23 protein-coding genes are annotated in these 26,167 nt (G+C 73.0%); 14 read left to right on the top strand and 9 right to left on the bottom strand.

Features of this window, described 5'->3' with window-relative positions; genetic code table 11:
* Nucleotides 1-52 precede the first annotated feature (52 nt).
* A complete protein-coding gene (locus AOM46_RS29025) occupies nt 53-1,576 on the top strand; it encodes a sodium:solute symporter family protein (protein WP_062217053.1) in 1,524 nt (507 codons plus the stop codon).
* A 101-nt stretch (nt 1,577-1,677) separates the two neighbouring features.
* Here AOM46_RS29025 and AOM46_RS29020 read toward each other — a convergent pair whose 3' ends face one another.
* Together AOM46_RS29020 and AOM46_RS29015 are read right to left on the bottom strand one after the other, a co-directional pair.
* A complete protein-coding gene (locus AOM46_RS29020) occupies nt 1,678-2,577 on the bottom strand; it encodes a PhzF family phenazine biosynthesis protein (protein WP_062217050.1) in 900 nt (299 codons plus the stop codon).
* 49 nt (nt 2,578-2,626) lie between these two features.
* The gene (locus tag AOM46_RS29015; protein WP_062217047.1) at nt 2,627-3,712 is read right to left on the bottom strand and encodes a citrate synthase 2; all 1,086 of its coding nucleotides are present in this window, start codon (nt 3,710-3,712) and stop codon (nt 2,627-2,629) included.
* Between the two features lie 293 nt (nt 3,713-4,005).
* Between AOM46_RS29015 and pdxH the strand changes: the two genes are divergently transcribed.
* Together pdxH and AOM46_RS29005 are read left to right on the top strand one after the other, a co-directional pair.
* Nucleotides 4,006-4,632, top strand: a complete 627-nt coding sequence (pdxH, locus tag AOM46_RS29010) for a pyridoxamine 5'-phosphate oxidase (protein WP_062217045.1) — start codon at nt 4,006-4,008, stop codon at nt 4,630-4,632.
* Nucleotides 4,633-5,074: 442 nt separating this feature from the next.
* The gene (locus tag AOM46_RS29005) at nt 5,075-6,520 is read left to right on the top strand and encodes a PAS domain-containing protein (protein ID WP_234314101.1); all 1,446 of its coding nucleotides are present in this window, start codon (nt 5,075-5,077) and stop codon (nt 6,518-6,520) included.
* Nucleotides 6,521-7,370: 850 nt separating this feature from the next.
* On the opposite strand, the gene AOM46_RS29000 is transcribed toward AOM46_RS29005, so the two are convergent.
* Entirely contained in the window at nt 7,371-8,126 is a 756-nt protein-coding gene (locus AOM46_RS29000) for an SIS domain-containing protein (RefSeq protein ID WP_062217042.1), read from the bottom strand.
* Between the two features lie 184 nt (nt 8,127-8,310).
* Here AOM46_RS29000 and AOM46_RS28995 point away from each other — a divergent pair, with 184 nt between their 5' ends.
* The 5 genes from AOM46_RS28995 (at nt 8,311) to AOM46_RS28975 (ending at nt 12,899) form a co-directional block, all read left to right on the top strand.
* Nucleotides 8,311-9,003 (top strand): metal-dependent transcriptional regulator, encoded by a 693-nt coding sequence (locus AOM46_RS28995; RefSeq protein ID WP_062217039.1) that lies wholly within the window; start codon nt 8,311-8,313, stop codon nt 9,001-9,003.
* Between the two features lie 191 nt (nt 9,004-9,194).
* Nucleotides 9,195-10,043, top strand: a complete 849-nt coding sequence (locus AOM46_RS28990; RefSeq protein ID WP_062217036.1) for an alpha/beta fold hydrolase — start codon at nt 9,195-9,197, stop codon at nt 10,041-10,043.
* 64 nt (nt 10,044-10,107) lie between these two features.
* Nucleotides 10,108-10,920, top strand: a complete 813-nt coding sequence (locus AOM46_RS28985; protein ID WP_158920750.1) for a hypothetical protein — start codon at nt 10,108-10,110, stop codon at nt 10,918-10,920.
* Between the two features lie 207 nt (nt 10,921-11,127).
* Nucleotides 11,128-12,021 (top strand): hypothetical protein, encoded by an 894-nt coding sequence (locus tag AOM46_RS28980; RefSeq protein ID WP_158920748.1) that lies wholly within the window; start codon nt 11,128-11,130, stop codon nt 12,019-12,021.
* Nucleotides 12,022-12,092: 71 nt separating this feature from the next.
* Complete coding sequence (locus AOM46_RS28975) at nt 12,093-12,899, top strand: hypothetical protein (protein WP_158920746.1); 807 nt, start codon at nt 12,093-12,095, stop codon at nt 12,897-12,899.
* A gap of 49 nt (nt 12,900-12,948) precedes the next feature.
* Here the strand turns inward: AOM46_RS28975 and AOM46_RS28970 are convergent, their stop codons facing one another.
* Together AOM46_RS28970 and AOM46_RS28965 are read right to left on the bottom strand one after the other, a co-directional pair.
* Entirely contained in the window at nt 12,949-14,559 is a 1,611-nt protein-coding gene (locus tag AOM46_RS28970; protein ID WP_078857325.1) for a transporter, read from the bottom strand.
* Entirely contained in the window at nt 14,556-15,395 is an 840-nt protein-coding gene (locus AOM46_RS28965; protein WP_062217021.1) for an ABC transporter ATP-binding protein, read from the bottom strand. The genes AOM46_RS28970 and AOM46_RS28965 overlap by 4 nt, the downstream gene beginning before the upstream one ends.
* A gap of 484 nt (nt 15,396-15,879) precedes the next feature.
* Here AOM46_RS28965 and AOM46_RS28960 point away from each other — a divergent pair, with 484 nt between their 5' ends.
* The 4 genes from AOM46_RS28960 (at nt 15,880) to purU (ending at nt 20,371) form a co-directional block, all read left to right on the top strand.
* Nucleotides 15,880-17,295, top strand: a complete 1,416-nt coding sequence (locus AOM46_RS28960; protein WP_062217017.1) for a hypothetical protein — start codon at nt 15,880-15,882, stop codon at nt 17,293-17,295.
* 95 nt (nt 17,296-17,390) lie between these two features.
* On the top strand, nt 17,391-18,923 hold the full coding sequence (locus AOM46_RS28955; RefSeq protein WP_062217014.1) for a hypothetical protein: 1,533 nt from the start codon (nt 17,391-17,393) through the stop codon (nt 18,921-18,923).
* A 74-nt stretch (nt 18,924-18,997) separates the two neighbouring features.
* Nucleotides 18,998-19,444 (top strand): hypothetical protein, encoded by a 447-nt coding sequence (locus AOM46_RS28950; RefSeq protein ID WP_062217011.1) that lies wholly within the window; start codon nt 18,998-19,000, stop codon nt 19,442-19,444.
* 33 nt (nt 19,445-19,477) lie between these two features.
* Nucleotides 19,478-20,371, top strand: coding sequence for a formyltetrahydrofolate deformylase (gene purU, locus AOM46_RS28945; protein ID WP_062217008.1), 894 nt, complete (start codon nt 19,478-19,480; stop codon nt 20,369-20,371).
* Nucleotides 20,372-20,392: 21 nt separating this feature from the next.
* On the opposite strand, the gene AOM46_RS28940 is transcribed toward purU, so the two are convergent.
* Nucleotides 20,393-21,748 (bottom strand): zf-HC2 domain-containing protein, encoded by a 1,356-nt coding sequence (locus AOM46_RS28940; protein ID WP_234314100.1) that lies wholly within the window; start codon nt 21,746-21,748, stop codon nt 20,393-20,395.
* A complete protein-coding gene (locus tag AOM46_RS28935) occupies nt 21,745-22,308 on the bottom strand; it encodes a sigma factor (protein WP_062217005.1) in 564 nt (187 codons plus the stop codon). The genes AOM46_RS28940 and AOM46_RS28935 overlap by 4 nt, the downstream gene beginning before the upstream one ends.
* Before the next feature lie 290 nt (nt 22,309-22,598).
* Between AOM46_RS28935 and AOM46_RS28930 the strand changes: the two genes are divergently transcribed.
* Both AOM46_RS28930 and AOM46_RS28925 read left to right on the top strand, forming a co-directional pair.
* Nucleotides 22,599-22,976, top strand: a complete 378-nt coding sequence (locus AOM46_RS28930; protein ID WP_062217002.1) for an STAS domain-containing protein — start codon at nt 22,599-22,601, stop codon at nt 22,974-22,976.
* A gap of 304 nt (nt 22,977-23,280) precedes the next feature.
* The gene (locus tag AOM46_RS28925) at nt 23,281-23,772 is read left to right on the top strand and encodes an ATP-binding protein (RefSeq protein WP_062216998.1); all 492 of its coding nucleotides are present in this window, start codon (nt 23,281-23,283) and stop codon (nt 23,770-23,772) included.
* Between the two features lie 183 nt (nt 23,773-23,955).
* On the opposite strand, the gene AOM46_RS28920 is transcribed toward AOM46_RS28925, so the two are convergent.
* Both AOM46_RS28920 and AOM46_RS28915 read right to left on the bottom strand, forming a co-directional pair.
* Complete coding sequence (locus AOM46_RS28920; protein ID WP_078857323.1) at nt 23,956-25,140, bottom strand: NAD(P)/FAD-dependent oxidoreductase; 1,185 nt, start codon at nt 25,138-25,140, stop codon at nt 23,956-23,958.
* A gap of 141 nt (nt 25,141-25,281) precedes the next feature.
* Nucleotides 25,282-25,929, bottom strand: a complete 648-nt coding sequence (locus AOM46_RS28915) for a TetR family transcriptional regulator (RefSeq protein ID WP_062216992.1) — start codon at nt 25,927-25,929, stop codon at nt 25,282-25,284.
* Nucleotides 25,930-26,167 lie beyond the last annotated feature (238 nt).

Here is a 26,167-nt window from a genome sequence, read left to right as displayed (position 1 = left end):
GAGCGGCTTTTGCACCGCCCCCGTTCCCCACCTCCTCCCTTTAGGAGCCGCGATGTCCCCACTCGACTGGATCGTGGTCGCCGCCTACTTCTTCGTCGTGGTCGCCATCGGATGGTGGTCCAAGAAACGCATCCACAACGTCGCCGACTTCTTCACCGCCAGCGGGCGCATACCCTGGTGGCTCTCCGGCATATCGCACCATATGTCCGGCTACAGCGCGGTGATGTTCGTCGCCTTCGCCGCCGTCGCCTACAACGACGGCATCACCGTCTACTTCTGGTGGCCGCTGACCATCGGCCTCGGCGTGGGCATCGGCGCCTTCCTCTTCGCAGCCCGCTGGAACCGGCTGCGCTCCAAGCACGACGTCAAGTCCCCGCTCGAATACCTGACCCGGCGTTACAACCTGCCCACCCAGCAGGTCCTCGCCTACAGCGGCGCCGCGCTCAAGGTCGTGGACATCGCCGCCAAGTGGGTCGCGATCTCCATCCTGCTGAAGGGCTTCGCGGACATCCCGCTCGAAGTCGGCATCATCTTCACCGGCGTCGCCACCATGGCCTATATGACGGTCGGCGGCCTCTGGGCCGATGTGCTCACCGACATGGGCCAGTTCGTCATCCAGGCCGTCGCCGGCTTCGCGATGCTCTTCGCCGTGATGGCCAAGCTCGGCGCCGACTTCCCGTTCACCATGTGGGGCGATCTGCCGGACGGACACGGCGACCCGATCAGCGGATCGGTCACCACCTGGCTGGTGATCGCGTTCCTCTTCGTCAAGACCTTCGAGTACAACGGCGGCATGTGGAACCTGGCGCAGCGCTATATGGCGGCGCCCTCCGGCTCGGCTGCCAAGCGCTCGGCGCTGCTCTCCAGCGTGCTCTGGCTGATCTGGCCGCTGATCCTCTTCCTGCCGATGGTCGCCGCGCCGCTGATCGTGCCCGGACTCACCTCCGGCGAGGAGTCCTATATCGCGCTCTCCCAGGAGCTGTTGCCGGCCGGACTGATCGGGCTGATGTTGGCCGGTTTCTTCTCCCACACGATGGCCATGGTCGCCTCCGACTCCAATGTGATCACCGCCGTGATCACCCGGGACCTCGCGCCGGTGCTGGCGCCCAAGGTCCGACGGCTCAGCGAGGCCGCCCAACTGACGTTCGCCCGGATCACCACCGTGCTCTTCGTCAGCCTCAGCATGCTGATCGCCATCACCACCAGGGGCGAGGGCTTCGTCCTCGACACCGTGGTGCAGCTGGTCGCCGCCACCATGGGGCCGATCTCCATCCCGCTGATGCTCGGCCTGCTGCCCTGGTTCCGCCGGGTCGGCCCCACGGCGGCCATCATCTCCTGGGCCGGCGGCCTGCTGGTCTGGTATGTCGTCCGCTACCAGATCGACAGCTCGACGGAGGCCGCCATCGTCGGCCTGCCACTGGTCACCTCGCTTGTCCTCTATATCGGCATCGGCTTCCTCAAACCCGAATCGACCCCGGAACGCGACGCGTTGGTGCTCTCCCTCAACACCGACCCCGACGATGAGGACGACGACACCGGGGACCGCCCCGGCCGCGACCAGGTGCCGGCTCCCTAGCCCCCGACCGCCCACCCCGCACCCCGGGGCCCTCGTCCACCTGCCGGGACGGGGGCCCCGGCCGCGTCCGCACGATCCGGCGCCGGCCCGGGCGGACCGCGTCACACCGTCAACTCGCCCGAGGCCACCAGCACCGTATGGCCGCCGACCGAGGCGGAGACCAGCGCGCCGTCCACCCACCGCGCGGAGGCCGCGATCACACTGGGCCGGCCCATCGCCACGCCCTGGTCGATGGTCAGGGACAGCGCGCCGTCCGGCGTCCCCGGCCCCGCCGCGTGCCCGGAAGCGACCCCGGCCACCAGCCCGGCCGCCGCCGCACCCGTCGCCGGATCCTCCACCACCCCCATCCCGGGGATGAACGAACGGGCGTGCAGCCGCGACCCGTCCGTCAACTCGCCGGCGAACACATAGAGATCGGAGGCGAACCCGCCGACCTCGGGGCCGAAGGCGGCCGCCCACGCCGCCCGGTCCAGCACCGCCCCGTCCACCGCGGCGGCATCGGTCAGCCGCGCATAGCAGAACGGCACCCCGACCGAGCCGAACCAGCACTCCAGCACGGCGCCCGCCGGCAGCGACAGCGCCGCCGCCACCGCCACCGGATCGGGGCGCTCGGCCGAGGTGCGGTACGGCGCGGTCATCGTCAGCTCGGCGAACGAGCCGTCGACCCGCACCGACACCAGACCCACGCCCTCCTCGAAGAGCACCGCCCCGCCCGTCGCCGCCGGATCCACCAGCCCCTGCCCCACCAGCACGGCGGCGGCGCCCACCGTGGGATGCCCGGCGAACGGCAGCTCGACGGCCGGCGTCAGGATGCGCAGCCGCGCGCTGTGCGCCGGATCCTCGGGCGGGAGCACGAAGACCGTCTCGGAGAAGTTGAACTCCCGGGCGATCTCGGCGAGTCGTTTGTCCGACAGCCCCCGGGCATCCGGCACCACGGCCAGCTGGTTCCCCCCGAAGGGACGATCGGTGAACACGTCGGCGATATGGAAGGCAAGACTCATACCCGCAGACTAGGCCGCCCCTCTGACAACGGCCTTGCTCCCGGCGCGGCTACGCGCCCAGGGCGCTCGCCGGGCGCGCGGGCGGACCGACATAGCGCGCGGACGGGCGCACCAGCCGCCCGGTGCGCTTCTGCTCCAGGATGTGCGCCGACCAGCCGGCCGTCCTGGCGCAGGTGAACATCGCGGTGAACATGTGCGCCGGCACCTCGGCGAAGTCCAGCACGATCGCCGCCCAGAACTCCACATTGGTGGCCAGCACCCGATCGGGCCGCCGCGCCGCCAACTCCGCCAGCGCCGCCCGCTCCAGCGCCTCCGCCACCTCGAACCTGGGCGCGCCCAACTCCCGTGCGGTGCGCCGCAACACCCGGGCCCGCGGGTCCTCCGCGCGGTACACCCGATGGCCGAAGCCCATCAGCCGCTCGCCCGCGTCCAGCGCCCGCCGCACATAGCCCTCGGCGTCCCCCGTCCGCTCGATCTCCTCGATCATGCCCAGCACCCGGGACGGCGCCCCGCCGTGCAGCGGCCCCGACATCGCGCCCACCGCGCCGGACAGCGCCGCCGCCACATCGGCCCCGGTGGACGCGATCACCCGGGCGGTGAACGTGGAGGCGTTCATCCCGTGCTCGGCCGCCGACGTCCAGTACGCGTCAAGGGCGGCGACATGCCGGGGGTCGGGCTCGCCGCGCCAGCGGCGCAGGAACCGCTCGGTGATGCTCTCCGCCCGGTCGATCTCCCGCTGCGGCACCATCGGCAGGCCGAGACCACGCGCCGACTGCGCGACAAAGCTCAGGGCCATCACCGCCGCCCGCGCCAGATCCTCCCTGGCCTGCTCCTCGTCGATGTCCAACAGCGGACGCAGCCCCCACACCGGCGCCAGCAGCGCGAGCGCCGACTGCACATCCACCCGGACATCGCCCGAGTGCACCGGGATCGGGAACGGCTCGGCCGGCGGCAGCCCGGGATCGAACGCGCCGTCCACCAGCAGGCCCCACACCTTGCCGAAGGAGACGTGGCCGACCAGCTCCTCGATGTCCACCCCCCGGTAGCGCAACGAACCCCCGTCGCGGTCCGGTTCGGCGATCTCCGTCTCGAAGGCGACGACGCCCTCCAGACCCGGTACGAAGTCGGCGGACATCAGCGGCTCCTCGCGGCTCGTCCAGCGGTTGGGCTGGTGGTCAGTCTGGCGGCCACCTTAACCACGCGTGTCGCCCCGGCGCGGGCTCGGGGAACGATTCTCGGGGGCGTGGGCCACTGTCAGACCGATGTTGCAAGATATGGCGCGTGTCCCACGCCGAGAACGCCGACCAACCCCGCCGTCCTCCCGCCCGGCGCGCGCAGCGCGGGCGTCGCGCCTCGCCCTCCGCTCTCGGGCAGGTCCCGGCGAGGCAGGAGCCCCCGCCGCCGCCCGAGCGGGCCGATCCCGCCTCGATGCGCGCGCACTACCGCGAAGTCGGCCTCGCCGAGGAGGAGTTGGCGGCCGAGCCGATCGCCCAGTTCCAACGCTGGTTCGACGACACGGTGCGCGGCGGTCTGCACGAGCCCAACGCCATGATCCTCGCCACGGCGGACCAGGCCGGCCGGCCCAGCCAGCGCACGGTCCTGCTCAAGGGCTTCGACGAGCGGGGCTTCGTCTTCTTCAGCAACTACGCCTCCCGCAAGGGCCGGGAGATCGAGGACAACCCGCATGTCTCGCTGCTCTTCCCCTGGCATCCCGTCGCCCGCCAGGTGATCGTCCGGGGCACGGTCGCCCGCACCGGGCGGGACGAGACGGCGGCCTACTTCCGCACCCGGCCGCACGGCTCCCAGCTCGGCGCCTGGGCCAGCGAGCAGTCGGCGCCGGTCGCCTCAAGGGCGGCGCTCGACAGCATGTACGCGGAGCTGGCCGCCCGCTATCCGGAGGGCGAGGACGTGCCGGCCCCGCCCAACTGGGGCGGCTACCGGGTGCGCCCCGAGGCCGTCGAGTTCTGGCAGGGCCGCGCCAACCGCCTGCACGACCGGCTCACCTACGAGCGCGCCGCGCACGGCGGCTGGTCCGTCACCCGGCTCTGCCCCTGACGGCCCTCGGCCCCGGCCCCCGGCCCTTCGGAGCCGGGCACAAAAAAACGATCCGCGAGCCTTTGGTCCCCGGGGCGCTCGGCGCCCCGGGGAGCCGGCCGGACTTACCGGCGGCTCGCGGATCGGGTGACTGCTTGGGATTGGCCGGCGGCGCCGGCTTCGCCACGTGTCGTGTGAACCAGCGACCTAGGCCGCAGTCACCTCACGCGTCCGGTTGTCATACATCTGACGAACCACCTCCCTTCTCGTGTGCCTCAGACGTTAGGCGAACCCCACCGCCGACGCCAAGGGAATTTCGCCCCGCCACCGGCGGGACCTCCGCCCTGGTCTCGGTGCGACAACGACCTTGGTTCAAACCCTATGTGACCGACGTCACCGTGCAGTTGAATGGATCGGCGCGCACTCGACCGGTGCCCACTCTCCTGTGCTGGGGGTACAGCAGGTGACCACTCACTCCGAGGCAGCTCACTCCGAGGCAGTCCATCCCGAGACCATGCACGCCGCCGGCCATCCCGAGGGCGTGCCCGACGGCACCGCACCGACGGACCAGATGGTCCCCGACGACCGGCTGCTCTCCGCGCTGCTCGACGGCATGGACGCGGCCCTGTTCGCCCTCGACACCACGGGCCGCGTCACCCACTGGAACCAGCGCGCCGAGGCACTGCTGGGCTGGACCGCCGACCAGGTCGTCGGCCGCACCGGACTCGGCGGCTGGCTGGTCCGCGAGGCCGACGAGGCCGAGGCGCTGGCCGGGCTGCTGGCCGTGTCGCGGCCCCCGGCCGACGGCCGCCCCGACGCCCGCCAGGTGCGACAGCTCCCGTTCCGCCGCGCCGACGGCGGCCGGGGCCTGATGCGCGTCGCCACCACCGCGATCCGCGACACGGCCGGCCGCCCGATCGGCGTCTACTGCGCCTTCGGCGAGGCGCTGGCCCAACTCGACCTGGAACGCGATCTGGCCCTGAGCGCCGCGCTGTTGGGCGAGGCCGCCTGGGGCGTTCTGGTGCTGGACGCCGACCTCCGCGTGGTCGCGGCCAACGGCAGGGGCGCCGACGGACTCTCCGCCGCGCCCGTCGGCCTGCTGGGCGAACCGCTCGCCGAATTCCTCGCCGGCGGGTTCGAGGAGCTGGAGAGCGCGCTCGAACACAGCCTGGCCGGGCAGCCGCCCCGGGACCCCGTCGAGCTGTGGATCACCCTCGGCGACGACGGCCTCAGCGGCGTCGCCCCCTTCGACGACCGCCCCATCGAACAGCGCCGCTGCCTGCTGAGCGGCTTCCTCCGGCTCGGCTCCACCGTGAGCGACGACGACGCGCCGCTCGGCGTCGCCTGGATCTTCCAGGACGTGACGGAGACCAAACGCGCCGGTCAGGGCGCCGCGCGGCAGCGCTTCCGCGACAGCCAGCTCAGCCGCGCCTCCCGCGCCGCCGCCGACTGCGCCGATCCGATGGACGCGGCCGTCCTCCATCTCCACTACGCCCTGGCCGGCTTCGCCGAACACGCCCTGCTCGACGCGGCGCGGGACGTCGGCGGCCTCACCCGGATCGCCGAGAGCCCGGGCAGCTTCGCCGGGCCGACCACGGCGCGGGGCGTTCCGATCCGCTACCGCGCCGGCCACCCGGCCCTCCAGGCGGCGGACTGCGGGGTGCCGGTCAGGGCGACCGGCGGGGTTTCCCGTTCGGCCTGGGCCCAGGACCACCGTTGGCCGTCCGACGTCCAGCACGCGCTCTGCGTCCCCGTCCGCAGCCGAGGCCGCGTCCTGGGCGCGCTGACCTTCCTCCGTGGCGACGGCCGCCGGCCCTTCGACCGCGCCGACGCCGCCTACGGCGAGGAGGTCGCCCTCCGCATCGGCACCGCCCTCGACCTCGCCCGCCTCCTCGGCGCCAGCCACTGACGGCTCCGCCGACACGCGGCCGGGCCTCGGCGGCCCGGCCACGGCCAGGCCGAAGGGCCTGCCGGCGGTCCACGGTGGGCGGGGCTCCGCCGGTCCGGCTCCGCCGGGGCTCTGCGGCCGGATCGCCGGCGTCAGCCGCCGGCGGTCCAAGGCGGGCGGGGCTCCGCCGGTCCGGCTCCGCCCGGGCACCGCGGCCGGATCGCCGGCGGGGGGCCACCGGCGCCGGCTGCTTCGCGCCGCCGGCGGAGGCCCCGTCGCCTCCCGGGCCCGGGCGGTTCACCCGGCGCCGAGCGCCGGGCCGCGCGCCGGTCGGTGGAGGTTCCGTCGCCCTCCGGGCCCGGGCCGGTTCGCCCGGTGCCGGTGCCCTGTCGGCGGAGGTCTCGCCGTCCGGGCCCCGGGCCGCCGGGTCGTCCGGCGTCAGCCGCAGGCGGTTGCGGCGGTTTCGCCCACCGCGTGCTGGTGCGTGAACGCCCCGCCGGGCGCCCTGCCGCCGTCCGGGCCCGGGCCGGTTCACCGGGCCGCCGGCGTCGCACGCCGTGCGCAGGGCTGTCGGCACCGGACCGTTGGCTCCTGTCGCACGTGGTGCGTGGTGCCTCCGCCTGTTGCCCGCCCACCCACGAGCGTCCCGCCGATAGGGTCTCGGCGGCCTCGGGGCGGCCGGGCCGTCCGGTGTCAGCCGCAGGCGGTTGCGGCGGTTTTGCCCACCGCGTGCTGGTGCGTGAACACCCCGCTGGGCGCCCTGCCGAAGTCCGGGTCCGGCCGGTGCCTGGCCGACGAGCGGCCCGTCCCTGGGGCAGCCGGCCGCCGGCGTCGCGCGTCGTGGGTGGGGTTCGGCCCGGCCCGGGTAGGGCTATCGGCGCCAGAGGATCTGGTCGGAGTGTTCGCGGAAGACGCGTTCGTTCCACGCCCCGCCGCCGTCCACGTTGGCCGAGCGCAGCAGTGGCGGTTCGATGCCCCGGTCGGCCAGTCGGCCGGCCGCCTCGGCGAAGACGGCCTGCAGCAGTGCGCAGGTCACGACCGTGGACGCGGGGGCGAACGGGGCGCCGATCCGCTCGCTGCTGAGCGTCGCGTCACCGATCGGGATGGCGCTGTCGAGGACCACGTCGCAGTGGTCCTTGAGGAAGGTGCCCGACGGATGGCGGGACGCCGTTCCGGTCGCGTAGCCGACGGAGGTGACGCCGAGCACGGTCAGCCCGCGTTCCCTGGCGTGCTGGGCCAGTTCGATGGGCAGGGTGTTGCGCCCGGAGAGCGAGATCACGATCAGCAGATCGCCGGGGGCGGCCGGGCTGTTGTCGAGGGTGGCCGGAGCCAGCCCGCTGACCCGTTCCAGCGCGCTGCCCAGCGTCGCGGGGGAGACGTCGACCCCGGTGGTGCCGGGGATGGCCAGCAGATTGACCAGTGCCATCCCCCCTGCCCGGTAGACTAGATCCTGGGCGGGCAGCGCGGAGTGCCCCGCGCCACTGGCGAACACCTTGCCGCCGGCGGTCACGGTGTCGGCGATCAACGTGGCGGCCTCGGCGACAGGCGCCGCCTCCTGGTCTCTGACTCGGCGCAGCAGTTCGATCGCGGCATCGAAGAACTGGTGGGCGAGGGTGTCTTCGCGCATCTGCGGTGCGTCCCTTGCTGCTGGCCGGTGGCGGCGATCCGGGTCTGATAGGGCACACCGTAATGGTCCAGACCAGTTCGGTGTCAATACGCGCGCGCTCGGTTACCTGAGAGCCGGGTCCGTTTTCAGCGGTGTGCGTCAGAATTGCAACAGGGCCACCGCACGAGAATATCGAGGGGCACTTATGTCCGGACTGATCGATACCACCGAGATGTACCTCCGAACCATCCTGGAGCTGGAGGAGGAAGGGGTGGTCCCGATGCGTGCCCGCATCGCCGAGCGGCTTGAGCAGAGCGGCCCCACGGTGAGCCAGACGGTGGCCAGGATGGAGCGCGACGGGCTGCTCACCATCGCCGGCGACCGTCATCTGGAGCTGACGGAGCAGGGGCGTCGGCTGGCACAGCGGGTGATGCGCAAGCACCGGCTCGCCGAGTGCCTGTTGGTCGACGTGATCGGCCTGGAGTGGGAGCAGGTGCACGCGGAGGCGTGTCGCTGGGAGCATGTGATGAGTGACGACGTGGAGCGGCGGGTGCTCGCTCTGCTGAACCACCCGACGGAGTCGCCCTATGGGAACCCGATCCCGGGGCTGGCGGAGCTGGGCGAGACGACCGAGGTCGACGCCTTCCTCGCCGAGGGCGTGGTGGCGCTCTCCGATCTTGATGTGGACGGCGGGAAGACCGTGATCGTCCGGCGGATCGGCGAGCCGGTGCAGACGGACCAGCAGGTCATGCAGACGTTGCGGCGGGCCGGCGTCCAGCCGGGCGCCTCGGTGAGCGTGTCCTCGGCCGCGGCCGGCGGCGTCCAGGTCGGCAGCGGGGGCGAGTCGGCGGAGCTGGACTCGCAGGTCGCGATGCATGTCTTCGTCGCCAAGGCGTGAACGTCTAGGGAGCGCGGAGCGGCCGGTCACCGACGGTGACCGGCCGCTCCGTTGTTTTCCGGCATGGCGCGGCGTCAACTGATGGGGGACTGCCACTCGTTAGGGGGAAGAGCGGCGCCATCTCCTTCTGTTCGAATACCTGTTCGGTATTCTGGGTCGTGGTGATCGGTCGAACGGGAGGAGGGGCGGCCATGGGGCGCACGATCGAGGTGTCGGGGCAGGGGAAACTGCCCCTGGTGGTTCGGGAGTTCGGCCGGCCGGCGGAGCGGCGGCGTCCCGGTGCGCTGCTGTTGCACGGGCTGATGGGGCATGCTGACCACTGGGCCGCCACCGGCCGGTGGCTCTCCCGCCGCTTTCGGGTGGTGGCGCTGGATCAGCGGGGCCATGGGCGTAGCGCCAAGCCGCCGGCGGGGCCCTTCGGTCGGGAGGCGTTTGTCGCGGATGCCGAGGCGGTGGTCGAGGAGTTGGGGCTGGCTCCCGCGCTGCTGGTGGGGCATGGCATGGGGGCGCTCACCGCCTGGCAGTTGGCGGCCCGTCGGCCGGATCTGGTGCGGGCGCTGGTGATCTGCGAGATGCGGGCCTCCCCGCCCGCCGTCGAGGCGCAGCGGAGTTGGCGGCGCTGGCTGGGCTCCTGGCCGCTGCCGTTCGCGTCGATAGAGGAGGTGCGGAGCTGGTTCGCCGAGCGGGATCCCACGCTCGGTGCGCCCCAGCCGGTCAGGGGTTCGTTCTTCGCCGAGGTCATGGCCCGCCGCTCGGACGGCTGGCGGCCGGTGTTCAGCCGGGAGCAGATGGCCGCCATCAGGGACGGCTTCGCTCATGACGCGTTCTGGGAGGAGTTGGCCGAGGTCTTCTGCCCCACGCTGGTGGTGCGGGGCGTGGATGGCGAGTTGGGGCGCGCCGAGGCGCAGGAGATGGTGCGCGCGCTCCCCAGGGGGCGGTATGCGGATATCCCCAAAGCGGGGCATCTGCCGCATCTGGAGCGCCCGGATGCATGGCAGGAGACTCTCCAACATTTCGTTGAGGACACGTTGATAGCGTGAGCCCTGGCGCTGAGTTCGTCGGTGCCTCACAACGATGACCGTGATCACTTTTATGGGGGGCCCGATGAGTCTCATAACCCGACGTACCCGTGTGGCGGCCGCCGCGATGGCGACGGCCGCGATGGTGGCGCTGGCCGGTTGTTCCAGCGACGACAGCAGTGACGAGGAGACCGAGCCCACGGAGTCGGAGGCCACCGCCGAGGAGGAGCCCGAGGACGAGGCTCCCGAGGCCGGCGGCGCCTTCGGCGACCTTGAGGCCGACGAGATCGGGGACCAGGCGCTGGAGGCGCTGTTGGGCGCCGACTCCCTGCGGATGGCGGGCAGCGTCGAGCAGGCCGGGGACGAGATCTCCCTGGATCTGCACCTCAGCCGCGAGGGCGACTGCGCCGGCTCCGTCTCCGTCGCCTCCCAGGGGTCCTTCGAGATCATCAAGCTGGGCGACGAGGTCTGGATGAAGCCGGACACCACCTTCTGGCAGACCGCTGCCGGCACCGCCGACCCCGAGGTGCTGGGCCAGATCGACGGCTTCTACCTCTACGGCGCGGCCAACGAGCCCCCGATGAACTCCTCGGCCGAGTCCTGCAACCTGGAGACCTTCCTCGGCTCCATCGGCGCCACCAGCTCCATCGGCCTGACCAAGGGCGAGGAGACGGAGGTGAACGGCACCCCGGTGCTCACGCTGCACGACGGTGAGGACGCCACGATCCTGGTCGCCTCCGAGGGCGAGCCGTACCCGCTGCGCATCGAGAGCAGCGACCCGACGGCCCCCTCCGTGATCGACTTCAGCGCCTTCGACGAGCCGGTCCCCACCGACCAGCCCGGTGCCGACGAGGTCATCACCATCGAGGACCTGCAGTCCGGCGCCTTCCTCAACTGATCGGCCGGATCAGCCCCGACGCTGCGGGCGGCAACGAACTCCGTTGCCGCCCGGCGCTCTCGCCTTCGCCGCCCGCCCGCACACCCCCAAGGGCCGGGCGGCGATTGGCGCTTGATGGGCGCAGGTTGGCGCGGATTGCGAAGGTGCTGATTCCTTCGGCGCGTCAGAGTGATGGTTTGATCACTCTTTGGGGGGCCGATGAGCCTGATGACCCGACGTACCCGGGTGGCGGCCGCCGCGATGGCGGCGGCGATGGTGGCGCTGGCCGGTTGTTCCGGCGGTGACAGCGGTGATGGGCGGCCCTGGTTGAGGGGGGCCGGGCTTACGGATTCCGGGCCCACGGATTCCGGGCCCACACCCGAGGGGGAGCCGGCGCCCGAAGGGCCGTTCCCCGGCCTCGACGGGGAGCAGATCGGCGATCTGGCGCAGGACGCGCTGGTGGGGGCCGACTCCCTGCGGATGACAGGCACCAGCGTGCAGGCGGGGGAGGAGGTGACGATGGACATGCACTACAACCGCGAGGGCGACTGCGCGGGCTCCGTCTCCGCCGCCCCCGTGGGGTCCTTCGAGATCATCAAGCAGGGTAACGAGGTCTGGATGCAGGCGCATGTCTCCGTCTGGGAGGAGGTGCTGGGCTCCGCCGCCGACCCGGAGACGCTGGCCCACGTCGAGCGCCGGTACCTTCATGGCCCCGCCGACGAGCCCCCGATGGAGGGCTCGGCCCAGGCCTGTGATCTGGCGGCCTTCCTCGACTCCATCCCCGGGTCGTCCGCCGGCCTGGTCAGGGGCGAGGAGACGGAGGTGAACGGCATCCCCGCAATCACCCTGCGCCATAGTGACGGGGGCGTGATGCTGGTCGCCACCGAGGGCGAGCCGTATCTGCTGCGCTTCGAGACCCGGGACCCGGCGACGCCGACCATCGAGTTCAGCGCCTTCGACGAGCCGGTCCCCACGGACCTGCCCCCGCCGACCAGATCATCACCGTCGACGACCTGCGGTCCGGCGCCTTCCTCGACTGAGTTGACCGAGCCGACGGGGCGGAGGGATCAGCCCTGGTGGAGGGCGTGGGCGGCCACGGGCGTTTCGTCGTGGGCCCGTTGATAGCGTGAGCCCCGGCGTCGACCCTGTCGGTGCCGTACAACGATGACCGTGATCACTTTGCGGGGGCCCCGATGAGTCTCATAACCCGACGTACCCGTGTGGCGGCCGCCGCGATGGCGACGGCCGCGATGCTGGCGCTGGCCGGTTGTTCCAGCGACGACAGCGGTGACGAGGAGACCGAGCCCACGGAGTCGGACGCCCCCTCCGAGGAGGAGCCGAAGGACGACGCTCCCGAGGCCGGCGGCGCCTTCGACGGCCTTGAGGCCGACGAGATCGGCGATCTGGCGCTGGCGGCGCTGGAGGGCGCCGACTCCCTGCGGTTGGCGGCCACCGTCCAGGACGCCGGGGAGGAGATGGTCATGGATCTCTTCCTCAGCCGCGAGGGCGACTGCGCCGGCTCCATCTCCGCCGCCTCCCAGGGGTCCTTCGAGATCATCAAGCTGGGCGACGAGGCCTGGGTCATGCCGGACACCACCTTCTGGCAGACCGCGATAGGCGCCACCGACCCGGTGGTTCTCAGCCAGGTCGACGGCTACTACCTCTACGGCGCGACCAACGAGCCCCCGATGGACTCCATGGTCGAGTCCTGCAATCTGGACACCTTCCTCGGCTCGATGACCGGGAACTCCCACGGCCTGACCAGGGGCGAGGAGACCGAGGTGGACGGCACCCCGGTGCTCACCCTGCACAGCGACGACAGCACGCTGCTGGTCGCCTCCGAGGGCGAGCCTTACCCGCTGCGCATCGAGAGCAACGACCCGGCGGACCCCTCCGTGATCGACTTCAGCGCCTTCGACGAGCCGGTTCCCACCGACCGGCCCGGTGCCGACGAGGTCATCAGCGTCGCTGACCTGCAGTCCGGCGCCTTCCTCAGCTGAGCCGACGGGCGGCGACGGTGATCCGTCGCCGCCCGCGGCGTCCGCGTTCTCAGCCCCTGCTCACCGCCGCCAGGATCTCCGGCAGCGTCTCGGCGACCCGACGGGCCGCGACCCACAGCGCCAACGAGCACAGGGCCAGGCCGTAGGCGAAGCCGATCGGCACCAGCAGCCAGCCCAGCGCCTCCCCGTGCCACCAGTTCGCCAACAGCCCCACCGGCGCCGCGATCGCCGCGCCGGCCAGCATTCCGCCCACGATGCCGCCCCAGGCCAGCCCCGCCTGTCCGGGCGCGACGCTCTTCATCGCGCCCTCCTGCGGGATCGAGTACGGCAGCCAGGCGCTGGCCACGGCGCCCACCGCCAGCATCGAGCCCAGCAGCGCCAGGCAGAGCCCGAGGGCGGTCGGCACGCCCGCCCAGTCGTCGAGCAGGGCCGCCGTGCCGAGCACGACCAGCACCGTGAGGGGCAGCCCGAGCAGGCAGATCGCCAGCGTCCTGGCCCGCAGTTCCACCAAGGCGTCGTGCCTCGACCGGATGGTCTGGGCCACCAGCCAGAAGCCGCTGTAGTCCGCGCCGAACTGGTTGTACATCAACAGGCCGAGCAGCCCCGGCGCCCAGCAGGCCACATAGACGCTGCTCCCGCCCTGGACGGCCATGACCACCGGCAGCAGCAGGCCCATGCCCAGCGAAGTGGCCCAGGACATCTTGCTCTTGGGGTCGCGCCAGGCGTACCGCAGGACGCGCAGCATGACGGTGCCGGTGCGACCGGTGGGCAGCCGGCCGGCGAGGCCACCTTCGCGGCCCGCGCCGGTCCGCTCCGTCGGCGCGTCGTTCTGCAGGGTGGAGGCGTCAGGGGCGGTCAACAGCCGGGTCAGGGTCCCTCGCCACCAGCGGAGCAGCAGCGCGAGTGCCCCGGCGGTGGCGGCCAGCGCCAGCACCGCCCAGGCGTAGGAGCCCTCGTCGGCCAGCCGGACGGCCTGCACGGCGGTGGCCGGCGGCAGCCAGCGCAGCACGTCGGCCATGGTGCCCACCGGCGCCAGGCTGCCGTCCTCGTCGGCCATCCGGCTGATGGCCAGGTTGAGGCCCTGGAGCCCGAAGGCCACCAACAGGCCGCTGAGCACGGCCAGATCGCGTCCCCTGCGGCTGTTGAGCAGCCGGGCGTTGGCGGTCGCCAGGGCGCGGGTGAGGGCCACACACACCAGCATCACCAGCGGAACCGCAAGCACCGCGACGAGCAGCGCCGCCGTGCCGTGCACGGTGGTCACCATCGCGCCCAGCACCAGCAGCAGGGTGAACACCGGGCCGCTGCCCACCAGCCCGGAGACCAGCTGGGCGGTCATCAGCGGCCCGGGGCGGAGCGGCAGCATCGCGAGACGCCCGGGGTCCAGCGTCTCGTCGCCGCCGATGAAGAGCGGCAGAAAGGCCCAGCCGACGGCGACGAACGCGACCAGCACGACGGCGGCGTCGGGACCGTACCGGTGCCCGCGCAGGGCGACCATGACCAGCAGCCCGAGGCCGCCGGCGAGCAGCGAGAGGATCACCGTGCCGATGAACGCCGTCGACTTGCCGGTGGACTGGCGCAGGCCGTTGCGCAGCAGGGCGAGCTTCATCCGGACGAAGACGGTGGTGACCGTGCCGGTGCTCGGGGTGGCGAGCGCGCTCATCGGGCGCCGCCCAGCCATTCGAGCCGCTGACCCCCGGGGTTCCCCTGGGCGCCGACCAGTTCGAGGAAGGCGCTGTGCAGCGACTCGGCGTCGCCGCGCACCTCGGCCAGCGGCCCGTGCGCCCGGATCCGGCCGGCCGCCAACACGGCGACCCAGTCGCAGAGCGACTCCACCAGCTCCATCACATGGCTGGAGAAGACCACCGTGGCGCCCGAGTCGGTGTAGCGCTCCAGCACGCCCCTGATGGCCTGCGCCGACACCGGGTCGACTCCCTCGAAGGGCTCGTCGAGGAAAAGCACCTCCGGGTTGTGCAGCAGCGCGGCGGCCAGACCGATCTTCTTGCGCATGCCGGTCGAGTAGTCCACCACCAGCTTGTGCTGGCTCCCCGAAAGGTCCAGCACATCGAGGAGCTGGTCGGCGCGGTGCTCCAACTCCGTCGCCGGCAGGCCGCGCATCCGGCCCATATAGGTCAACAGCTCGCGGCCGGAGAGCCGTTCGAAAAGGCGAAGCCCCTCGGGCAGGACGCCGATCCTGGTCTTCACGTCCGCCGGGTCCCGCCAGACGTCCCGGCCCACCACCTCGACCTGTCCCGAGTCGGGTCGGAGCAGTCCGGTGATCATCGACAGGGTGGTGGTCTTGCCGGCGCCGTTGGGCCCGACCAGGCCCACGAACCGGCCGGCGGGGAGGTCGAGATCGATGCCGGAGACGGCCACCTGTTCGCCGAAGCTCTTCCACAGGCCCCGCACCCGGACCGCGACCGATGCGCCGTCCTGCCCGGCCGGTTGGCCGTTCGCGTCGTTTGCTGCCGCTATGTCCTGTTCCCCGTTGTCGGTCATGCGGCACACCCTATAAGCCCGATATGGGGCTGATGTATGTGGGCGGGACGCGCTGTCCCGGGAGCGCCGGCGGGAGTTCAACCCTGGCGCGCGGGGCGGCGGACCGGCGCGCGTGGTGAACCACCCGGCGCGGGCACCGGGGAACGCGCCCCACGGGCCCCGGTGGCACGCGCCCCCCGCGCGCTGCCGGCGCGGACCGCAACACGCCGCCGGATCACGGTCGTTCGTCCCGTGATCCGGGCTGGTCCCGGGCCCGCCCCCGGCCGCGTCCCGCGCGCCGGGCCCGATCACGGTCCCGGCCCGCCGCCCGCCGGGGCGGCGTTCGCCCCGGTTCGTGCGCCGGGTCCCACGCCCGGGGCGCATGGATGCATCGATGGGGGCATACGGGATGGACCCGTTACCGAACGGGCATTGTTCTGCCCGGGATCACCCGGGCCCTGCCCCGGGACCAGCCCGGCGTGCCGGTCAGCCAAGGGAGCCACCGATGTCTGCCAGACCACTGATCGCCCGACAGCCCAACGAACGCCTGCTGGCGCTGATTCGGGAGGCCAACTGCTCCAACGCGGGGCTGGCCCGGCGGGTCAACATGTGCGCGGCCGAGCGCGCCCTCGACTTCCGCTACGACAAGACCTCGGTGGCGCGCTGGATCCGTGGCCAGCAGCCGCGCGGTCGGGCCCCCGAGCTGATCGCCGAGGCGCTGGGCCGCAAGCTGGGCCGCCCGGTCACCGTGGACGAGATCGGCATGGGCGCCACCCGTCAGCTCACCTCGTCCGTCGGGCTGCACTTCGCCGCCGGTCTCGGCGAGTGTCTGGAGCAGGCGGCCGAGCTGTGGCGCGGCGATGTCGGGCGGAACGAGGGGGCGGCCGACGGAGCCGCGCATCCGTACGCCCCCGGGGGCTCCCAGGTGGCGCCCGCCGCGCTGGTCGAGCCCAGCAGGGACTGGCTGATCACCCCGCCGGACGCGGAGGTGGCCAGGTCGAGCGGGCCCAGGGTCGGCGAGGCCGATGTGGCGGCCGTCGTCTCCACCACGGCCGCGCTGGTCGATCTGGACCGCCGTTGGGGCTCGGGCCATGTCCGGCCGCTGGTGGTGCACTACCTCAACGGCACCGTGGCCGGGCTGCTGGCCGGCTCCTACCGGGAGGCCACGGGGCGCGAGCTGTTCGCCGCCGCCGCCCGACTCACCGAGCTGGCCGGCTACATGGCCGTGGACAGCGGGCTGCCCGGGCTCGCCCAGCGCTACTACATCCAGGCGCTCCGGCTGGCCCAGGCGTCCGGGGACCGGGGCTTCGGCGGCTATGTGCTGGCCGCCGGAATGAGCCATCTGGCCGCCGAGTTGGGCAATCCCCGCGAGGTGATCCAGCTGGCCAGGGCCGCCCAGGAGGGCACCAGGGGGCGGGTGCCGGCGCGCGCCGAATCGCTGTTCCTCGCCGCCGAGGCGCGCGGCCACGCCCAGTTGGGCGACCGCGAGGGCTGCCGGCGGGCCGCGTCCGACGCCCTGGCGGCGCACGAGCGTGCCGGCGGCGAGGGCGAGGAGCCGGCCTGGATCAGCCATTTCGACACCGCCTATCTGGCCGACGAGCTGGCCCACTGCCACCGCGATCTCGGCCAGGGCCGCGCCGCGCAGCGCCGGGCCGCCGAGGCGCTGGCGGCGCACCCGGAGAAGCGCACCAGAAGGCGCGCTATAGGCATGCTCATCATGGCGACGGGCCAGCTTCAGGAAGGTGATCTGGAACACGCCTGCCACACCGCGAACGAGGCCGGCGGGCTGCTCGGCGGCCTCCGTTCCGGTCGCGGCGCCGAGTACTTCGGCGACTTCAGGGCCCGTCTGGAGCCCCATCGGGACCATCAGCTGGTCCGCGACTTCGTCGGCCGCTGGTCGCCGGCGCCGACTGCGGCCTGATTCCGCACACTTGACGGCCGGCGGGCGGCACACGAGGCTGCGCGGAGCCGGTAGCGTGGCCCGGCGAGCGGCGTTGATCGAACGAGGAGCCCCGGGTGACGAGCCACAACGGACGGGACGACGAGCCACGCGAGGGCGTGATACTGCCCCCGGGCGGTGCCCCCAGCGGTGAGCCCCGCCCGACCCCGACGCCGGCCGCCCCACCCGCCGGCCAGCCGTGGAACCAGCCCTGGGGGCCGGGCCGGACGGGCCCGGCGCAGCCGCCTCCGCCACCGGCGCCGCCCACCCCCACGCAGCAGGTGCCCCGGCTGCCCGCCTCGCCCGAGCCGCCCCGGCGTCCCGAACTGCCGCAGGGCGGCGGCCAGCACGCGCTGCCCACCCAGACGACGCCGGTGATCCCCAGCGGCCCGCCGCCGACGCCCCCCGTGGACAACGAGGGCGCCACCGAGCTCATCCCGCCGATCGAGACCACCACCCAGCTGCGCGTCATCTCGCCCAAGGGCCGGCCGCCCCGGTCCGGCGGCCGGCACGGGCAGCGCCCCGCGCCGCAGGGCCCGCCGGCCCTGCCCGCCGCGTCGGCCCCCGACGAGGGCGCCACCGAGCTGATCCCGATGGTCACCGACCGGCATCCGAACGAGGCGGCCACCGAGCTGATCGCGCCGGTCTCCGCCGCCAGCCCGGAGGACACCACCCAGCTGCGTCCGGTGCCGCCCCGCCAGCCGGGCCGGCACCGTTCTCCGGAACGTGCCCCGGAACGTGCCCCCGCCCCCGAGCCGACCGGCGGCGCGGACGAGACCCAGGCGCTGCCGCCCGTCGACGGCGAGTTCGGCCAGCTCTTCCGCTCGGCCGCCGACCGCGAGCCGCAGCCGCCCGCCTGGGGCGGCCCCCCGCAGGCGCCCGGCGGCTATCCCGGGCGGCAGTTCGCCGGGGGACCGCCGGAGCCCGAGCGCAGGGGCAACCCGAAGCTGCTGATCGGCGGCGTGATCGTGGGCTGCGCGCTGGTCGGCCTGATCGGCGGCTATCTGCTGAGCGGCGACGACGGCGGCTCGCCGGCCGATCCGGTGTCGCCCGAGGCGCAGGGCGAGGACCAGGGCGGCGCCGGGGGCGACGACCAGCAGGAGCAGCCGGAGGAGGGCGGCGCCGGCGGCGACGACGCCGACGCCGGCGCGGCCCGGGCGCAGGCCGAGGCGCTTTCCGCGCTGCTTGAGGACAGCAACGACAGCCGCGACTCGGTCATCGAGTCGGTCGCCAACATCCGCGCCTGTCAGGACCTCGACCGCGCCGCCGACGATCTGCGGGCCGCGGCCGACCAGCGCAACGGCCTGGTGACCCGGCTGAACGAACTGACGTTGGACGAACTGCCGGAGAGCGAGCAGCTGATCCAGGCGCTGACCGAGGCGTGGCACGCCTCGGCCGAGGCCGACGACCACTACGCCGCCTGGGCCGACGAGGCCAGGGACAGCGGCGGGAACGTCTGCCGGGGCGGCCAGGCCCGGCACACCGCGACGGCCGGCGAGGGCGACGCGGCCAGCGGTCGCGCCACCTCGGCCAAGGAGCGCGCCGCCGCCCTCTGGAACCCGCTGGCCAGCGAGTACGGCCTCCCGGAGAGGGCGGCCACCCAGCTGTGAACGGTCAACCCGTAGCATCGGTCGACGTGCAAGGTACGGAAAGGTCTTCCCGTCGACCCCGAGGTTCCTCCACCATGGCGGGTATGCCGCTCAACGACATGCCCTGGTGGCGCTGGCGGGCCAACGTTCGCTCGGCGCTGCACATGCTCTCCGACCCGGTGTTCCACGAGACCTGCTGGCTGCCCGGGCTGCCCGGCTACGGCGATGTCACCGACGCCGTCTACCGGCTCGTCGAGGACACCTGGCTGGACAACTGGTCGGCCGAGAAGTACGTCGGCGCCGTCTTCCGGGACGCCGACGAGGCCGCGCTGGTGGATGTCGCCGTGCTGCGGGTGCTGCGGATCATGCACCAGGTCGGCGCGGACGCGCCGGTCGCCGACTACCTCCGGCACGCCGGCTGGCCGGACGCGGTGCGGGCGGCCCGCGAGGCGCACCAGCTGCTCGCGGTCAACGACGGTGAGGACCCGAACGTCCCCCCGCGCACGCTGGACGAGGTGGCCGCCGGCGCCGGCGTCGTCTGACGCGCCCCGCCGGATGTGCCAGGCTTGGCGACCATGACGACCTCAACGGACCGGGGCGCCGCCCGGGGCGACGGGCAGAGCGACCAGTATGTGCTGACCCTGTCCTGCCCGGACAAGCCAGGCATCGTGCACGCGGTCTCCAGCTACCTGTTCATGACCGGCTGCAACATCGAGGACAGCCAGCAGTTCGGCGACCGCGACACCGGACTGTTCTTCATGCGGGTGCACTTCACCGGACAGGCCCCCGTCACCCTGGCCAAGCTGCGGGCCAGCTTCGCCGCCGTCGGTGACACGTTCCAGATGGAGTGGCGGCTGCACCGCGCCGACGAGAAGATGCGCGTGCTGCTGATGGTCAGCAAGTTCGGGCACTGCCTCAACGACCTGCTCTTCCGCACCCGGATCGGCGCGCTGCCCATCGAGATCGCCGGCGTGGTCTCCAACCACCCGACGTTCGAGGAGCTGGTCGGCTCCTACGGCATCCCGTTCCACCACATCCCCGTGACGGCGGACAGCAAGCCGGAGGCGGAGGCGGCGGTGCTGGAGATCGTGCGTTCCGAGGGCGTCGAACTCGTCGTCCTGGCCCGCTATATGCAGGTGATCTCGGACGATCTGTGCAAGCAGCTGGCCGGCCGGCTGATCAATATCCACCACTCGTTCCTGCCGAGCTTCAAGGGCGCCAAGCCGTACCACCAGGCGCACGCCAGGGGCGTGAAGCTGATCGGCGCGACCGCGCACTATGTCACGGCCGAACTGGACGAGGGCCCGATCATCGAGCAGGAGGTCGAGCGCGTCGGGCACGGCCTCACCCCGAGCCAGCTGGTCGCGGTGGGCCGGGACGTCGAATGCCGGGCGCTGGCCAGGGCGGTGCACTGGCACAGCGAGCACCGGGTGCTGCTCAACGGCCGCCGCACCGTCGTCTTCGACTGACGGCCGGCCGGCCCCGCCGCTCTACAGTCGGGACATCGCGGCCGTCGCCGCCAGCACGTCGTGGACGATGTCCGGATCGCCCTCGATGCCGGACGCGGCGTCGTCCGGGGTGACCCGGCCGGCCGCCAACTGGCAGAACACCACGTCGTCCAGGGCGATATGGGCCACCGAGGCGCGGGCGGCGGTGCGGCTGACGCCGGCCACCGGCGAGTCCAGCGGGATGTACCAGTCGCCACCGCCCTCGCCCTCGATCTCCAGATGCAGCGTGCGCCCGGGCGAGCCGGCCGTGGTCAGCCGCGCGGGGGAACGGGCCAGACCGGCCCGGCGCCGGCCGGCGATGCTGTGCGGCAGCCGTCGCGCGGCCAGATCGACCAGCAGCCGCAGGTGGGGGGCCAGCGGCGGCCCGTAGGGATACTCCACCGCCTCGGCGATATCGCCGGCGTGCACCCAGCAGGCGAACGCCCGGTCCAGATAGAGGTCGGAGAGCGAGAGCGCGCCGCCCTCGGCGGGAAGATGGCTCGGGCCGTAGCCGGACCTGGGCACCCGGCGCTCGCCCATGCGCCCGCCGGTGCGGGACGCGGCCCAGACCAGTGCCCTGGTCTGCGCCCGCCAGGACTGCCAGGCGGCCGTCGGCCGGGCCGTCCCCCGCTCGTCGGCCGCCCAACCGGCCAGCGTGCGGGCCACCGGATCGTCCGGATCGGTCAGCCCCGGCTGGTCGGCGAGCGGATCGCGCAGCCCCATGGTCCGCGCCAACAGCCCGTCCACGGCCAGCAGATGGCCCAGCACCCCGGAGACGGTGGTGGTCCGGTCCAGCTCGGCGTCGTCGGCGAACCAGCGCAGCCGGACGGTCGTCGGCCACTCGTCCTCCGCCATGTCGTGCAGCAGTGCGTCCAGTCTGGCGGCCTCCGCGTCCAGCGGCGCGGCCCAGGTGGGCACGGGCAGCCGCGCCGGGCGGCGGGCCAGGCAGTCGTCCAACACGTCGGCCCGCAGCTCGGGGTCCAGATCGAGGCTGCCGCGCGGTTCGAGCAGCATCGCGGCGTCGCGCAGCCGTATCCCCTCGTCGGCGCATCCGGCGCAGCGCCCGAGGTGCGCTTCGACGCGTGCCACCTCCTCGTCCGAGCAGGCGGACAGGGCCCAGGCGCCCAGCAGGGCCAGCACCTCCTGATGGCGGCCCGGCAGCTCGTCCCGCACGGTGTCCGGGGGGTCCTCGGGCTCCTCGGCCCGTTCGTCGTCGCCGAACCGGCTGGTCAGCCGGTCCCTCGGCGTGGCCGTGCCACGACGCGGTTCGGGCACCCGGGACACCGCGTCCATGGCGCTCACGCCGTCGCGCGCGCCGGCGCGTTCCGGATCGGGACCGCCGGGGCGTGCGCCGTTCACCCGGCCTCCCGCCGCAGCTCGGACGAGGCGGCGCCCGGCACCGCGTCCGAGCTGTACTGCGCGGCGGAGGACAGCAGTTGGAGCCCGAGCCGCAGCCGGCGTCTGGCCTCGTCCTCGCTGATCCCCAGACGCTCGGCCATCTGCCGGTAGTCCTGCCGCTGGAACCTGGTCAGCTCCAGGGCGGCCCGCAGCGGCGCCGGCATCGCGGTGACGATGTAGTCCGCCCGCGCGGCCGTGGAGGCGGCCCTGACCTGCGCCGAGACGGCCGGCCCCGTGGCGCCGTCGCGCAGCCTGGCGACGGCGATCCGGTGCGCCAGACCGGCGATCCAGGCCCGCATGGTGCCCTGCCTGGGGTCGAAGTCGTCGGGCGACTCCCAGATGGCGCCGAACACCTCGCGGGTGACCCGACCGGCGGCCTCGTCGTCGTCCAGCACCCGCCGCGCCATCCCGTAGGCGAGGGAGGCGAAGCGGTCGTACAGCTCGGCCAGCGCGGCCGCCTCCCCGCGACGGAGCCGTTCGCGCATGTTCCGGTCCCAGTGTGGCGGCGTCTCGTGCGCCATTCGGCCCCCATTCCCGTCCGCCTGACGACAACCTCCGGCCCCGTAGGCACGTCAAATGTAGTGTGCGGTGCGCTCCCCGCGCGCCCCCACGAGTTGACCTTTCCCCGGCTCGCCGGGGAACGCCGGCCTTCGCGCCGCCGCCGGCCGGCGACGGGTGGCCGGGATTGGGCCGGAAGACGGGTGGTGGTACGGCTCGCGGCCGAGTTGTGACGCGTGCCGCAGGGGAAAGTGGGCAGGTCGCGTAGAGGAGATTCGTTGAAGACCGGTGGGCGAGCGAGGAAGGACGCACGATGACGGCGCTACGGGTGCGGGCGGAGCAGTGGGGGGAGTGGACCGTGCTGCGCGTCGTCGGCGAGCTGGATCTGGCGACGTCGCCGACCGTGCGCCAACGGGTGCACGACGCGGTGGCCGACGGTCAAAGACGTTTGGTGCTCGATCTGTCCGAGGTCCTTTTCTGCGACTCCAGCGGGGTGGGCGTGCTGGTCGGGGCGCGGCGGCTGATGCGCTCCTGCGCCGGTGAGCTGCGGCTGATCCTGCCGGCCAGGGGCGCGGAGGACGGCTCCCATGTGAACCGCGTGCTGGCCGCGCTGGGCGTGCGCCGGCTCTTCGACTGCCACCCCGATCTGGCGTCCGCCGTCGGCGACGCCAACGCCCCGCTCTCCGCGTAGCCGTTTCTCCCCCTCGCGAACCCGGTGCGTCCGGGCCTTCGCGCGCCGGTTGTGCGCCCCCTCATGTTGGCGCGCGCCGTTCTCCACCACAGTGCGTCGCTGTGAACTGGCTCTCGTGAGCCTTGCCTTACTCCTGTTCGAGCGAACGTTTCAGAGCTCGTACAGTCCCCCGCCGGCTTACTCCTTTGCGCCGGATTATTCCTGAAGCGCTTGTTGTCCGACTCGCCCGTCAATCATGCTGTCCTGAGCTGGGGTTGTGCCTCGGTGTGAGGTGTTTTGTCCGGCGGTTCGGATGGTGTGAACGGTGCAGGAGCAGGAAAGACAGTTGGAGGTGGCCCCCGAGCCCTCGGAGGTGGCCCGTGCGCGGAGCTGGGTGCGGGCACAGCTGGGGCGGGGGCGGCCCTGCCCTGCCTGCCCCGACGCGGCGCCCGGCGACACCCTGGTGCTGTTGGTCTCGGAGTTGGTGACCAACGCCGTGGTCCACACCGGCCGCCCGGCCGTGCTGCGGCTGGCGGTTCGGCGTCCCGAGGTCGCGCGGGCCGAGCGCGGCTGCGCCGGGGTCCCGGTGCGGCTCGAAGTGGTGGACGGCAGCGGCCAGGCGCCGATGCCCCGCCAGGCCACCCGCTGCGACACCGGGGGGCGCGGCCTGGAGCTGGTCGAGGTGCTGGCCGACCGCTGGGGCTGGCAGTGGGAGGGGGAGGGGAAGCGCGTCTGGTGCGAGTTGGACTGCTCGCCCCCGGGGCAACCCCCGGACGAGGTCTCCCCCGAGGGCCGCAAGGTTCCGGCCAGCTATTGACGTCCTGTATTGGCTTGATGACCCTGTGAAGGGTTCCGTTCGGCCGTGGAGGCCGGCTCGAACGGGGCGGGGTGATGCGTTGCGAGGGGACGTCGAGGCCGGTCGGGAACGGTCGGAGCCCTCGGCGAGTGCGGATCACCCGGTGTGGGGCCCCTCCCTCTCACCGGGGAGGGGAACCCCGCGTCAGCGGCGGCGGGCGGTGCCCCGCCGGTCGGCGGCGGCCGAGGCGATGGCGCCGGCGATGCGTGGCGCGTCCCGGCCGAGTTCGCGCAGGGTGCCGCTGATCGGATTGCTGTAGCCGGTGAAGTAGAGGTCGGGGGCGGCCGGATGGGTCTCCCGCCCGTGCACCAGCGGCCGCCCCTCGCCGTCCAGCAGGCCCAGATGGCCGACCAGCGGCTCAAGGCCGCGCCGGTAGCCGGTGGCGGCGATCACCACATCGGGGGTCAGGCTCGTTCCGTCGGCCAGCAGCACCCGGGGCCCGTCGAAGGACTCGACGGCGGCCACCGGCAGCACCCGGCGCCGCTTCACCGCGCGGACCAGACCCCGGTCCAGCACCGGGATCGCGCCCTCCAACACCCTTGAGTACAGGCCGACCTCGGGGCGCGGCAGCCCCTGGGCGCTCAGATCGGGCAGCAGCCGCGCCAGCGGCCGGGCGGCGCGGTCCACCAGGCCGACGGGCAGCCGGCGGCAGAGGATCGCGTTGGCCTGGGACGGCCAGCCGAGGGTGGCCCGGCGCAGGATGTGCGGTGGGGTGCGCACCGAGAGCCAGACCCGGCCGGTGCCCGACCCGGACAGTTCGGCGGCTATCTCGGCGCCGGTGTTGCCGACGCCGACGACCAGCACGTCGCGGCCGGCGTAGGGCGAGGGCTCGCGGTAGGAGCGGGCGTGCAGCAACTCGCCGTCGAAGCCGTCCGCGCCCGGCCAGTCGGGCAGTCTGGGCGTGTGGTTGAAGCCGGTGGCCACCACGACGGCCGAGGCGCGCAACCTGCGCCCGCCGGTCGCCGTCAGCAGCCAGCCGTCCTCGCCCTCGGCGCGCTCCATCCGGAACACCTCGACGCCGGCCGCCAGATCGAGCCGGTGATGGCGGGCGTACTCCTCCAGATAACGGACGAAATCGCCCCTGGACACCCAGCGTCCGGCGGACCTGGGTATGGAGAGCCCGGGGAGCGCGGACCAGCGCCGGGTGGTGTGCAGGCGCAACCCCTCGTAGTGGCCGCGCCAACTGGCGCCCACATCGGGGGACTTCTCCACCACCACGGAACGGATGCCCCGTTGGGCGAGCGCAGCGGCGACTGCGAGGCCGCCGGGCCCCGCGCCGATCACATGCACGGGGGCGGTGGAGTCCGGCGGTACGGGCGGATTCGGCATGGGCAGGAGCATACGCAGCCAACTGCCCACCCCAGCAGGGGCTGGGGTGGGCAGTCGCGCGCCGGCGGGGATGCGCCGGCGCATCACATCGGCGGGACGCGCCGTCCCGGAGACAGGGGCCGGGCGGCAGCGCCCGTCCCCTTACTTCGCGGGCTTGCGGCCGGTGACGCCCAGATACACCAACAGGGAGAGCGCCGGCTTGAGTTCGGACTGTTTGGCGCCCAGTGCCTGCAGGCTCTTGGGCTGGGCCGACACCGCGGCCAGCATCGTCACCAGCGAACCGGCGAGCGCCGCCGGCGAGGCGGGGGGCTTGGCCCGGCCCCGGCCGAGTTGGCTCTCGATCGATTCGGTCAACGGCTTCACCACGGCGCCCTGCACCCGGGTTCTGATCCGGACAAACCGGCGATCTCCCTCGGCCGCGCCGAGGTCGATCACCCGGAGGATAGCGTCATGTTTGCGCCAGAAGCCGAGGAGGCCGTCGACGAGCTTGTCGGCCGTCTCCTTGCCGGCCTTGCCGGTCCACGACCGGCCGGCGACCAACTCCGAGAGGGCCGCGCTGTCGCGCACCGTGTCCTCGGCGATCTCCAGGACGGCGGCCTCGACATCCGGGAAATACTGGTAGAAAGTGGCCGGTGAGGTGCCCGCTTTGCGAGCTACGTCAATGACCTTGACGTCTCGGTAGGGGGAGCTGCTGAGCATTTTTCCCAGGCAGTCGAGGAGCTTCTGCCGCGTCGCCTGACCGCGTCGGCCGGCTACCCTGCCGTCGACGGTCGTTACCTTTCCTGTCATGCCAGTCAGCTTATCGACGCGCGATCTAGGCGCGATTTGATCGCATCCGAATGGGGAATGGGCCCGTTGGTCGGGGGGTGGTCCCGGGGCCGGCGCGAGGGATGCCGCACATCCCGAAAGATTCGGCCCCCGCGTTCGTCTCTGTCAGTCCCGGGGGGAAGAATCGTCTCGGAAGCCCGCTCCTGTCAGGCGTCAATGAGATGCTGCCTGGGGGGCTGGATGAGGCAAGTGCCCAGAC

The organism is Streptomyces sp. NBRC 109706, from assembly GCF_000974485.1.
Taxonomy (GTDB): domain Bacteria; phylum Actinomycetota; class Actinomycetes; order Streptomycetales; family Streptomycetaceae; genus Streptomyces.
This window is presented reverse-complemented; position numbering and strand designations above follow the sequence as displayed.

What these genes read in the sequence shown, in the direction of transcription:
- AOM46_RS28965 (WP_062217021.1), bottom strand. Translation starts at nt 15,395, where the DNA reads ATGACCGACAACGGGGAACAGGACATAGCGGCAGCAAACGACGCGAAC.
- AOM46_RS28935 (WP_062217005.1), bottom strand. Translation starts at nt 22,308, where the DNA reads ATGGCGCACGAGACGCCGCCACACTGGGACCGGAACATGCGCGAACGG.
- AOM46_RS29015 (WP_062217047.1), bottom strand. Translation starts at nt 3,712, where the DNA reads ATGTCCGCCGACTTCGTACCGGGTCTGGAGGGCGTCGTCGCCTTCGAG.
- AOM46_RS28975 (WP_158920746.1), top strand. Translation starts at nt 12,093, where the DNA reads ATGAGTCTCATAACCCGACGTACCCGTGTGGCGGCCGCCGCGATGGCG.
- AOM46_RS29020 (WP_062217050.1), bottom strand. Translation starts at nt 2,577, where the DNA reads ATGAGTCTTGCCTTCCATATCGCCGACGTGTTCACCGATCGTCCCTTC.
- AOM46_RS28985 (WP_158920750.1), top strand. Translation starts at nt 10,108, where the DNA reads ATGAGTCTCATAACCCGACGTACCCGTGTGGCGGCCGCCGCGATGGCG.
- AOM46_RS28990 (WP_062217036.1), top strand. Translation starts at nt 9,195, where the DNA reads ATGGGGCGCACGATCGAGGTGTCGGGGCAGGGGAAACTGCCCCTGGTG.
- AOM46_RS28915 (WP_062216992.1), bottom strand. Translation starts at nt 25,929, where the DNA reads ATGACAGGAAAGGTAACGACCGTCGACGGCAGGGTAGCCGGCCGACGC.
- AOM46_RS28920 (WP_078857323.1), bottom strand. Translation starts at nt 25,140, where the DNA reads ATGCCGAATCCGCCCGTACCGCCGGACTCCACCGCCCCCGTGCATGTG.
- AOM46_RS28995 (WP_062217039.1), top strand. Translation starts at nt 8,311, where the DNA reads ATGTCCGGACTGATCGATACCACCGAGATGTACCTCCGAACCATCCTG.
- AOM46_RS28970 (WP_078857325.1), bottom strand. Translation starts at nt 14,559, where the DNA reads ATGAGCGCGCTCGCCACCCCGAGCACCGGCACGGTCACCACCGTCTTC.
- AOM46_RS29025 (WP_062217053.1), top strand. Translation starts at nt 53, where the DNA reads ATGTCCCCACTCGACTGGATCGTGGTCGCCGCCTACTTCTTCGTCGTG.
- purU (WP_062217008.1), top strand. Translation starts at nt 19,478, where the DNA reads ATGACGACCTCAACGGACCGGGGCGCCGCCCGGGGCGACGGGCAGAGC.
- AOM46_RS29000 (WP_062217042.1), bottom strand. Translation starts at nt 8,126, where the DNA reads ATGCGCGAAGACACCCTCGCCCACCAGTTCTTCGATGCCGCGATCGAA.
- AOM46_RS28930 (WP_062217002.1), top strand. Translation starts at nt 22,599, where the DNA reads ATGACGGCGCTACGGGTGCGGGCGGAGCAGTGGGGGGAGTGGACCGTG.
- pdxH (WP_062217045.1), top strand. Translation starts at nt 4,006, where the DNA reads ATGCGCGCGCACTACCGCGAAGTCGGCCTCGCCGAGGAGGAGTTGGCG.
- AOM46_RS28980 (WP_158920748.1), top strand. Translation starts at nt 11,128, where the DNA reads ATGACCCGACGTACCCGGGTGGCGGCCGCCGCGATGGCGGCGGCGATG.
- AOM46_RS28950 (WP_062217011.1), top strand. Translation starts at nt 18,998, where the DNA reads ATGGCGGGTATGCCGCTCAACGACATGCCCTGGTGGCGCTGGCGGGCC.
- AOM46_RS28960 (WP_062217017.1), top strand. Translation starts at nt 15,880, where the DNA reads ATGTCTGCCAGACCACTGATCGCCCGACAGCCCAACGAACGCCTGCTG.